The organism is uncultured Faecalibaculum sp., from assembly GCF_910588395.1.
GTDB lineage: Bacteria > Bacillota_I > Bacilli_A > Erysipelotrichales > Erysipelotrichaceae > Faecalibaculum.
The window spans coordinates 1-11,270 of record NZ_CAJUPA010000055.1; the positions used below are offsets into that span (position 1 = coordinate 1).

General features: G+C 50.1%; 3 protein-coding genes. All 3 read right to left on the reverse strand.

The genetic code is table 11. The features are described 5' to 3' along the window. Window positions 1–208 precede the first annotated feature (208 nt). Window positions 209–6,850, reverse strand: coding sequence for a Spy0128 family protein (locus QZ305_RS10975; RefSeq protein ID WP_294731980.1), 6,642 nt, complete (start codon window positions 6,848–6,850; stop codon window positions 209–211). A gap of 2,531 nt (window positions 6,851–9,381) precedes the next feature. Further along, entirely contained in the window at window positions 9,382–9,900 is a 519-nt protein-coding gene (locus QZ305_RS10980; protein WP_294731981.1) for a hypothetical protein, read from the reverse strand. 491 nt (window positions 9,901–10,391) lie between these two features. Then, window positions 10,392–10,910, reverse strand: a complete 519-nt coding sequence (locus QZ305_RS10985; RefSeq protein ID WP_294731982.1) for a hypothetical protein — start codon at window positions 10,908–10,910, stop codon at window positions 10,392–10,394. Window positions 10,911–11,270 lie beyond the last annotated feature (360 nt).

Here is an 11,270-nt window from a genome sequence, read left to right on the forward strand (position 1 = left end):
ATTCAGAAACTTTAGAGGTGCTCAGCGACCTCAACAATATTCGGATATTCTTTTTAATATGGGCAATTAACGTCGCTTACGTTTCAGCGCCTGGATGCATCCTCTGCCGGGCACACGCAAAAGGGGGAGAACAGTGATGCTCTCCCCCTTTCAGGATTTCATGGATAAAAGCTGATTTCACTCAGCCGGACTGTGCTTCAGTCCCGGATTACGACCGTCTCTGCCGGCGGCGTCTGCGGCTGCCAGCCACTGCCAGCCCGGCGATGCCTGCCGCAGCCCCGAGACCCAGCAGCGTCCAGGTCAGCACACCTGTACCGGTGGCTGTGGGAGTGCTGGCTCCAGGGTGAGGCCTGCCATTGGTGGAAGAAACAGGAACTCTGCCGGGATCCTTGCGTACTTCCACTTCATTGGACGGAGTCTCGTGGTCCGGTCCTTCCGGATCGTTCTGATACGTCAGTTTCGCGACATTCTTCCAGGTTCCGGCAGCGTTGTCCATGGGCAGTCTGGCCTGGAACTGCAGGGTGACAGAAGCACCCGGTTCCAGTGTCTCCAGCGACCAGGTCAGTCTGCCGTTTTCATATACAGCCTCGTGACTGGCAGAGCCTTCCACATAACGCAGACCCACAGGAACCACATCGGTGACTGTAACGCCTTCAGCTGCTGCTTTACCCACATTCCGGACTGTCAGCGCGTAGGTCACCACATCACCGGCTTTGCCTTTGAGCAGGTTGCTGGTGAAGGTGCCGCTGTTCAGCGCCTGCGTCTTGTCAATGAGCAGTTTCGGTCCTTCTTCGGGAATCTCCACAATGTCCACCGGGTTGGAAGGTTCTTCTCTGGGGTCCTCGTCTTCCTCGTTGTCCGGGTTGTTCGGATAGGAGGTATAGGCGATGTTGCGCCAGGTTCCCTGCTGAACCGGTACGAGAACCTTGAAGGAAACCGTCCGTGTTTCGCCTTTCTCCAGATCGCCCAGCTTCCAGGTGATGACACCGTTTTTCACAGTGCCCTTGTCGGAAATTGAACCTTCCACCAGTGTCAGCCCTTCCGGAATGGCGTCTGTGACGCGGACATCTTCGGCTTTCGCCTGTCCGTCGTTGGTCACAGTCACGTAATACGTAACGATGTCCTCTCCGTTGACTTCCATCAGGTCCTTTGTCCGCTCGCCGTCGGCCACCTGCTGTTCCTTTTCAATCACCAGATGCGGTACATCGGTGCGGGATTCCACTTCGTTGGAGGGAATGGGATCATCCGGATCCTCCCGGTTGGAGTAGGTGGTGCTGGCAGCATTGATCCAGGTTGTGGCTTCTTTCACCTGCGGCACTCTGACTTTGAAGGTCACAGTTTTTTCTGCACCGGGATCCATGGTGCCCACATTCCAGGTGATGACACCGTTTTCGGCTTTGCCGCCGTCAGAGATGGAGCCTTCAATCAGTTCCAGACCTTCCGGTACCGGATCTTTGATGACTACATCCTGTGCAGCGGATTTTCCGGTGCTGGTCACAGTCAGCGCATAGGTGATGGTATCCCCGGCTTCCACCAGGATCGGTGTGGCTGGTTCTTCATCGTTTCGCCGCTGGGACTTGACGATGGACAGAGCCGGCACATCCGCTTCAATCTCCACTTTGTTGGAGGGAACCGGTGTTTTCGGATCTTTGGGATCCTCCGGATTCTCCGGGTTGTTGTCATAGACAGCAGCTGCCACATTGCGCCAGGTGGTGGCTTCACTGATCTTGTTCAGCTTCACCTGGAACGTGACGGATTTCGCGTGCGCTTCTCCGGGTTCAATGTTACCCAGCTTCCAGGTGATCACATTGCCGGAACGGGTACCGCCATCTGAGATAGAGCCCTCCACCAGCGTTGTACCGGCGGGGATTTCATCGGTGATGATGACATTTTCCGCTTTGTATTCACCAGTGTTGGAGGCTTTCAGGGTATAGGTCACGATTTCCTCTTTGGCCTGTCCTGTCAGCTTGTCCTTGGTGGGTGCCATGTCTTCAAAGTTCTGGAATTTCTCCAGTTTCAGTTCCGGTGCTTTGGCTTCTGAGTCCACCGGGTTGGATGGTGTGGCATCATCCGGATCCTGCGGGTTGGTGACCGTGGCAACGTTGGTCCATTTGGTGGAGCCGGTTACCACAGGCACTTTCACCTGGAAGGAAACAAATCTGGATTCTCCGGCTTTCATCGTGCCCAGGTTCCACACAATGGTTCCATCTGCATAGTGGTTGCCGCCCTCGGAAACAGATCCGCTGACAACCGCAAGCGGTGCCTCCGGTGTGCCGATGGGCACTGTATCCTGCACGACCACATTGGGTACATCCGCCTTGCTGGGGTTTGTGACCGTCATACGGTAGGTGATGATGTCGCCAGGTTTGGCGGAGAGAAGCTCTGTTGTGAAGTCTTTCTCTTCACTGCTGTTGAGTGCCTGTTCCTTGTGGATGGTCAGAGCGGGAACGTCGGTTTCCACTGTGACTTCGTTGGAAGGAACTTCCGGTGTTTCCTTTGTGGGATCCCTTGGATCCTGATGTTTCACCGTCGCCTGGTTGGTCCACTGTGTGGCTGTCTTGACTGTCGGAACCGTAACTGCGAAACGCACATTTGCGCTTTCGCCGGCTTTCAGTTCCGGCAGCGTCCAGGTCAGCGTCTGCGTCTTCCTGTCGAAAGCTCCATCGTCATACACCTGCAGGAATTCCAGCTGTGTACCATCGGCAGCTTTCGGAATCACATCAGTGATGATCACATTTTTCGCTGCAGCATCCCCGTCATTGGTTACAGTCAGCCGATAGATTACCTTGCTGACGGCTTCTGTCAGAACAGGCTGTTCATTCTCGCTGAAGTCAGATGTGGAAACCGCACCCGGCTTGTTCACAGACTGCGCCTTGCGGATGGTCACGTTCGGCAGTGCGGGTTCGGTCTCAATGGTCACCTCTTCGGATTCCAGCGGATCATCCGGGTTGTTGGAGTAGTTGGCTGCAGCAATATTGGTCCAGCTTGTGGCTGTCTCCACCTTCGGAACCTGCACCGTCCAGCGGACAGTTACCGTGGTTCTTGGGGCTACATCACCGATGTTCCAGGTCAGCGTTTTCGTCTTTTCATCATAGGAAGCGCCTCCGGAGTTGATCAGCTGCAGCTGTGCAGCCAGATCACCGCCTTTGTTCACTTCGGGAATCACATCCGTGATCACCACATTCCGGGCTGCGGCAGTTGCGGTCTCAGGGGCAGTAACACGCAGATAGTAGGTTACCAGATCGCCGGCTTTCACAGGCACGGTTTCTGTTGTTTCCTCACCGCCTTGGATACTCTGTGTCTTGTGCAGTTCCAGACCGGGGGTGCCTTTGAATTCGTTGGTGAAGGTGAAGGCATTCGCCTGATCTGTGCCATTGGAGTAGGCAATATCCGTAACTTTGACTCCGGTAACCTGTCCGCTGGTCATGACATTCTCCACCGTCACTGTAGCCATCCATTCATCCTGGGAATAGACAACGCCGTTGATATCGTTGTTGATCTCCGTGATTTTGTAGACATAGATGCCTGCCCGGTTGAACTCGATGGAGCCGAACCGGATTTCACCAATCTCATTGCTGCTGACGATTGTCTCTGCCGGCATGGGCATTTCTTCCGGCTTCAGAGCCATCTTTCTGCCCATGGTTTTCCGTGACATCACCACCTGCTGCGTGTCTGTCATGTCGGCTTCGCCTTCCGGCTCAGCTTCTGCAGGGGCTTCTTCCGGCTGCTGCTCTTCAGCTTCCGGTGTTTCCTCTGTGTCCGGTGTTTCCGTCTCTTCCTGACGCTCTTCTCTGGAGGAAGGAATCTGCGGTGTGTCTTCCACTTCCGCACTTACGCCTTCGATCTCGAACCGGAAGCTGTCCAGTCCAAGATTCGGATTCATGCCCGTATTGATCAGGGACTTGTAGCCAAGAATCTCTGCGGTGTCTGTTCCCAGTTTCACGTTGGTGAAAACTGCTTTCTGCGGTGCACCCTCGCTGATGCCGCCTTCGCTGTGGTGTTTTTCCACATTGAACCAGCCGGCTTCTGCCTTTTCGTCGATGGAATAGGTGGTACCGGCGGGCAGACCATAGATATAAGCTGTCTGACCACCACTCAGTTCCAGCGTGTCATCGTTGGTGACGCTCAGATCATTTTCGATGATGTTTCCCTGACTGTCCCGGATCACTGTTTTCCAGGCGCCGGTCAGGTCGTTGCCCTGCGCATCCTGGAACGACAGTGTGAATACGAATTTTTTGACCAGATCTGCATCGGTCAGTGTGGCACCGGTACCTGCGCTCACATTTTTGGTAATGCGCAGACCTGCATCGTTGGTGAAGAGTGTAGCTGCACTGTTCACACTTGGCGTAACGATGAAATCACCCGTCTTGTCGTCCCGGTCAACGGACACGTTCCAGACAGCATTGTGGTCATCATAGACGATAGAATCGTCTGTGCCCTTTTCTTCGCTGACTGTGACCTCATATTTACCTTCTTTGGTGAAGGCAATGGGATCAAAGGTGACATTTCCCTGGGCATCACTCTGTGCGGTGGTTTTCTCAGGCAGTGTGGCGCCTTCCGTATCTTTCATTTCCATCCGGAATGTGTAGCCTTCCGGACTGCCACCCAGTGTGTGTTTGTTCACATGAGGCGCCCAGTACGCTGTGGTGTTCCAGACATTGGTAATGGAAACAGTATCCAGTGTGGTACTGCCATCATACTCCATAATGGGTGCCAGTTCCTGATTGTCTGTTTCTGCCACTGTGACCTTCACAATGTGATCCTTGGTGTCATAGGTCATCTGCGGATCACTGCCCTGGATTTCCCGGACAATGTATTCCTTGTTTTCAACCGGCTCCACAAACTCGATGGGGTTGAAATACTTCTTCACAGAATTCTGCCCTTCTTCCCCCTGAATGGTGAGTGTCTGGAGCGGTTTCTCACCATTGTCGTCCTTTTCCAGAAGCTGGAACGCGAAGGTTTCATCCGGCCGCATCTGCCGGCCCTGGATGGTCTTGGTGACCGGAATGGCGACAGAAGCTTTCCGGTATATGTTTTTGAAGGCAATTCCCGTATCCTCTGTGGAAGTTCCATCATCTCTTGTGACAGTCAGCTGCGGAACCAGCTGATCGTAGCCCCGGTTATCTGTCTGTTTCTCAATCTTATATGTTGCCTTGAAGATTGTGGGATCCGTCACCATACCTGTAATCTCAGCTTTTTCCTGGATTGTATAGGTATAGGTTTTTCCCGCATCTTTGTCTGTGAAGGCGATCGGTCCAAATGTGCCTGTATACGTCGTGCTGCCATCATTGACGATCGTGATTTCTTTCTCCGCCGGCATGGGTGCATCTTCATCGTCACTGGAGATGATGAACTTGTAGATATCACCACCTGCAGCCTCACCTTCTACAGTTTTGGTAAAGCTGATTGCCTCCGATGCTGACAGGCTGTAGACGTTCTCAAAGGAGATAGCACCATCCGCGTTCTCAGCAGGTGTGTAAGGTTTGCCGTCCTTGGTCCAGGTGATTGTTGCTGCAAGGTTGTCCTTTTCATCCTTTCCTACCAGAACCGCTGCCTGATACGTAGTGCCGTCATAATCCAGATCGTTCAGATGCTGACCGCCACTTACTTCCGTGATGTTGAAAAGATAGGGAACCGTATCTATGTCGTCCTTTGTGAAGTGCATTTCCGGGAACAGAACCTCTGCATTCTTTTTCCCTTCTTCCACTGGAACTTCCACCATGAGCGCTTCATTACCCAGATAGGCTTTCGACTTGTCGTCTGCCCCTTCCAGCCGGAAGGCGAATGTTTCGCCGCCTGACAGGGCAGGGCGTCCGGTGATGGTCTTGTTCACTTTGATCTGAGCAGATGTGTTTGGCTGATAGGTGTTGGTATAGCTTACGGTAACAAAGGGCAGGTTGGTATCCGATATCTGACCGTCCGTATCCACAATTCCCTGGGCTGTGGAGGTTGACAGGAACGTCTGGTTGTTTACACCACCTGTCACCTCGATTTTCGACGGCAGATAGTTGCCGGTTTTCTGTTCTGTGACTGTATAAGCCGACTTGCGGGGAACGTTGTACAGCGTGACTGTATCGTACACTTTTGTATCCGCATTCCAGTTCAGCGTAACTGTATAACTGCCATCTTCTTCAGGCTGCAGGTCCGTTTCTTCCAGTCCGTTTCGCAGAACGCCCAGACTTCCAATGGAGCCTGTGAACCCTTCCGGTGCTTCCAGGTTTACCTTGAATGTGAAGGGTTCGGTCGTGGTCGGTGTGTCTTCCACTGCTTTGTTCAGTGTCAGTGCACCCTGCTGCTGAGCATTGATGTATTTGACGTAGTTTTCTTCCTGCGTTGTCCCCATCACGACTTTTCCGGGTTCAAAATCAGTTCCCAGCGTACTGGTTCCATCCTCATTCACTTTACCGCTGGCAAAGGTGGTTGTGATGTTGCCTTCCGTTTCCAGCTCCGTGATTTTGTACAGCGTCGCTGAAGGTGGATCGCCTGCTTCAGTATCTGTGATATCACCTTCGTCTGTGGCTTCCACCATCTGACCGGGCAATCCATAGATTTTCAGATACTGATTGTGTTTCAGCTTCATGACTTTGCCATGATAGACATAATCGTCATCGGTCTTGTCATCGGGATCACCCAAACTCGCTTTAACGAGTTTATCCTTACCGCCGTCAGCTGCCCGTTCCCAGATTTCATATTTGTACCGGTTGACCAGTGGCTTACAGTCATCAAACTGCTCCTTGACGTTGCTCACAGGCGTGCCATCCATCAGGTTCGGATATTTCAGATCAATCCGGAAAGAATACTCTTCATTGGAATCGAGGTTTCCCTTCACTTCTTTTTCCACCTGAATCATACCAGTGTACTCCATGTCTCTGGTAGTCAGTGATTCGAATGGCACTGTAAACCGCATGTAACAGGAGGAACCGGAAGCCCCACGTTCTGTGTAAAAATATGTCAGTCGAAAATATCTTGGTTTTTGCGGGTTTCCATTTGCATCCGTATATTCAGTAGGCTTTCCGATATACTTCCAAAGGTTTACGTAAACACCCACAGATCGATGAACACCACCAACATCTGCGATTTTCTCAGTGCTTATAGCCTTGGCCTCAGGGCCAGGACCGTCGAGTTCCGTAAGATATACAAACAGGTCATCGTCTCCGTAGAAATAATAACGAAGCGGGCCAGAATATCCCGGATCCAGAACAAAATCAACGCTGGACTTCATTCCGAAATAGGAATTATGGTCATCTCCATCGTCGGACGTTGGGAATGTATCCCATTGACCTGTCCCATATTTTCGTTTTTTCTCATCAGATTTAGATCCGAACAGTAAGTCATGGCCATCTTGTGCATGGGAATCCGAACCGTCCAGCGGCCAGAAATTATTGGCGTATACATCTCCATTGGCAGAAAACTTTGTCAAGTCCCCTGTGGTCGGGCCAGTGTAATCTGATAAAAGACTTGTCTTTTTCCGATTTACATTTTGAAGAGCATACGTTCCTCCCACACGTTTGAAAGATAAATCATATTCCCCATCTACATAGCTTTTCTTTCCTATGACTCTATTTTTTCCCTCCGAATCTTTATCATATTTCGAGAACAAATCAGGAGCATCTACATCCTTATTCCAAATTAAGTCTCCGCTTTCAGTTAGAGTGTCTGATACCAGACCAAAGACAGATCCGTTTCCTCTTTTTACCACTCCTCTATTCGTAGCATTAAACTTGTTTATGTTATTTGATACTCCGTCAATATTTACGGTCTGATCCTGAAGTCCAGTTCCAGCATTACTGTTTCCGAATGCCAGTTTTGCCTTTCCCTCAGCTGGATCGGATTTGTAGTTGGCAGTATTATTGATCCCTTGCTGCTTAGTATTTGCATACCATACCTTCGAAGGGTCCTTGGCCTGGTTTGTTGTTGGCTGCGCTTCTCCAGCCGGAAGCCCCTGTGCATCGGATCCCGTAATTTGTCCATCTGTAATATCGTAATCAAAGAAGTCTGCTTCTACGTCTGTTGTTCCATCTGTAGGCTCAAATACAAACCGAATCGTTGTATTTTTTGATACTGGAATTACAAGACGTTCATCCGCTCCGGTCCCATAATGGGTTGGAATGGGTCTGTTTTTATCATCCCTGTTTAACCCCTGTTTTGTATCAGCATCTATGTAATCTGGATTATTTGTAAATGTCACCCGTGAGGGGTCGTGCTCCAATACATCTTTGCTTACAACCTCACCATTAACAGTCTCCTCCAAGCTGCCAACGACTTTTTCTTTACCATCCTTCAAAGGGACTGATTCTCTTCTGAATTTCGCTTCAATTTCTTCCGACTTCGTATTCGAATAGTATTTTTGTTCTCCATTAAAAAGCTCATCATTATATTCAGGCTTGGATACCCATATTTCGCTGAGTGTATAATTCTTGTTTTCGCTTCCATTGGAATCATATAGACGATTCATATACTGAATTTGCGGCTTATCCAGATAATTTACCTTTTCATCCAGAAACAGTTGCTTTAAACGGATATGACTGGAAAATTTACCATCACCATTTAGAACAACTCCATATTTTGGCTCAAAGTCTTTGCCGTTTGTAGGAGTGGCAGAACTTCTTCTTTCGTTGTTATAAATGGGTAAAACAGTCCCGTTATCTGTACTTATCTTGTAAGGTGAAACCCAAGGCTCCCCTTCCCAGTCATTTCTTGTCCGCTCGTAATATTCCACACCATGGTACTCTACCGGTGGGTTTCCTGTCTGTGTATTCCCTGTTGGCTCCACCATCTCTCCGACAGACACAGCCGAAAAGTACAGATAATGCTGGATGTTAATTCTTGGATTTACATTTTCGTCCTGTGCTGCCTGTACAGCCATGGGATTTGCGGTCACCAGTGTGGTCACCACAACAGCGGCAGCCGCCAGAGAACCAATCAGCTTCTTTGGCAGCTTCCGCAGTTTTCCACGTATATGTTCCGTGTACTGCTTCATAATCTTTCCTTTCTTTCCTTTGCGGGCACAACCCGCTGTATTTCACGGAAGAGCTGACAGGATCCCCTGCTTCCTGCCTGAACCATCAGCTCATCCCCTTCCGCAAAACATCATTCTTTTCCCGGAAAGTCTGTGACTTTCCGGTTTTCTTCACCAGGCGCATCGTTCTGCCGGCACCTGATTCAGTTTCTGGATATTCCCTTTCAGTCCCCTTTTACGTGCAGCGGGCTGTATTCCGGCTTTCTGCGGCTTAACTCCATTTCAGAACGGCGGATTCACAGCTTCTCAAACAAAACGGCGTTTGCTAGAGAATCGGGTTTTAAAATAAATTTTAGCTTACGTATTTGACCGTTATGATCCCACTTTCGTGTGATCACAACCCGGCTGTCTGAAAACCGGTCTCAGGCCTGGCCCATCTCCCTTGTCCAGCGCAGGAACGTCGTATGAGACACATTCAGTGCCTCTCCGGCTTCCCGGCTGTTCAGCTTCCCGTTGCAGTAGTCGTCATAGACTTCCGAAAAATTGACAGGCAGCTGCATGGGCTTGCGCCCGGGATTCAGCCCGCCTTTGGAACTGGATGAACTTCTCATCTGCCTGGCCCCCAGCTGCTGCTGCGAGTAGGAGATGTACTTCAGAAATTCTCCGAAGAGATCCGAATGGTTCCGCAAAGCCGGGCAGTCCAGAATCCAGACTGTCACCCCTTTGTCCTGCAGCTTCTGCCATTTCTCGCTGATCTGCGGCAGGCTGTATCCCAGATCGGACAGCGTCGGGATGTTCAGACGGTCCCCGGGTTCCACTACCGTAAGCAGCCGTTCAAATTCCGGATACTCTGATTCACCCCGGGCATCAGCGAATACAGAATCTTTCAGCTCTGACGGGAGTTTGTCTGCTTTCGCTGTCAGCATGTAACTGTATTCCATATGTTTCCTCCTTTTCTAAAGTTAAAAATCCGTCATTGTATACCTTGGGAGACTTGTAAGAAATTACGGAAATCGCTGAATGAATTGCCATCCAGGCATTGTTTTCTATGATAAAATTCATTTACTTGAGAAAACTGCGAATGGAAAATATGTTTTTGAAAGTATACTTTCAGAGACACTTTTTGGATCGTACCTCAGCAGACTTCTCATTCCACCTGGAACAGAAAGAAAATAAAACGCCGATTGCTGGAGTTTTGCCTCCGCACTCGGCGTTTCTTTGTCTATTTGTCCTGTAGTCTTTATAACTTTTATTTTCTCAATTGAACAGATTATCGTTTGCCTTCACAATTTTATGTCTTAACCTCCGGCGGATTAAACAGATTTTCCATCATAGGAGCACTTGCAGCCAGAAAAGTGACATTGAATGCCTCCTGATGACGCCTGTATGCAGGCGGATCATTGCTGTTGGGTCTGTTTCTGCCGTCTGTCCATCAGGACTCTCCCATCTCCCGGGCCCAGCGCAGGAACGTGGTATGAGATACATTCAGTGCCTCTCCGGCTTCCCGGCTGTTCAGCCTGCCGTTGCAGTAGTCGTCATAGACCTCCGAAAAGTTGGCAGGCAGCTGCATCGGTTTGCGTCCCGGATTCAGACCGCTTTTGGAACCGGCAGAGTTCCTCGCCGATCTGGTTCCCAGCTGCTGCTGGGTATAGGAGATATACTTCAGAAATTCTCCGAAAAGATCCGAGTGATCCCACAAAACCGGGCAGTCCAGAATCCAGACCGTGACCCCTTTATCCTGCAGTTTCTGCCATTTCCCGCTGATCTCCGGCAGGCTGTTTCCCAGATCCGACAGTGTCGGTATGTTCAGCCGGTCCTCTGGCCGGACCACCGCCAGCAGCCGTTCAAATTCCGGATACCCGATTTCTCCCCGGGTATCCGCGAAGACAGAATCCTTCAATTCTGACGGGAGCTGCCCGGCTCTGGTTGTCAGCATATAACTGTATTCCATGTTTCCTCCTTTTCTGCGTGCAGAATCCATCATTGTATACTTCCAAAAACAAATTTTCTGTTTCCGGATATTTCAAGCAAATGAATTTTATCACATAAAACAAGGGGAATGCTGTCATTGCTTCATCGGTTTTCGTGAATTCTTACAAGTCTCCCAATGTATACTTTCAAAGACATTTTTTGGACCATCATTCACGAAAACTGTCATTCCATCCGGAACAGAAAGAAAACAGAACGCCGATTGCTGATTTTACCGTACTGCAATCGGCGTTTTTGCATCTGTGTTCCATCTTGTCGGCGCTTTTGGTTTCTTGATAGACTACCAAGCTCAGTTAATGGCTTATCACACATAAATAGCGCC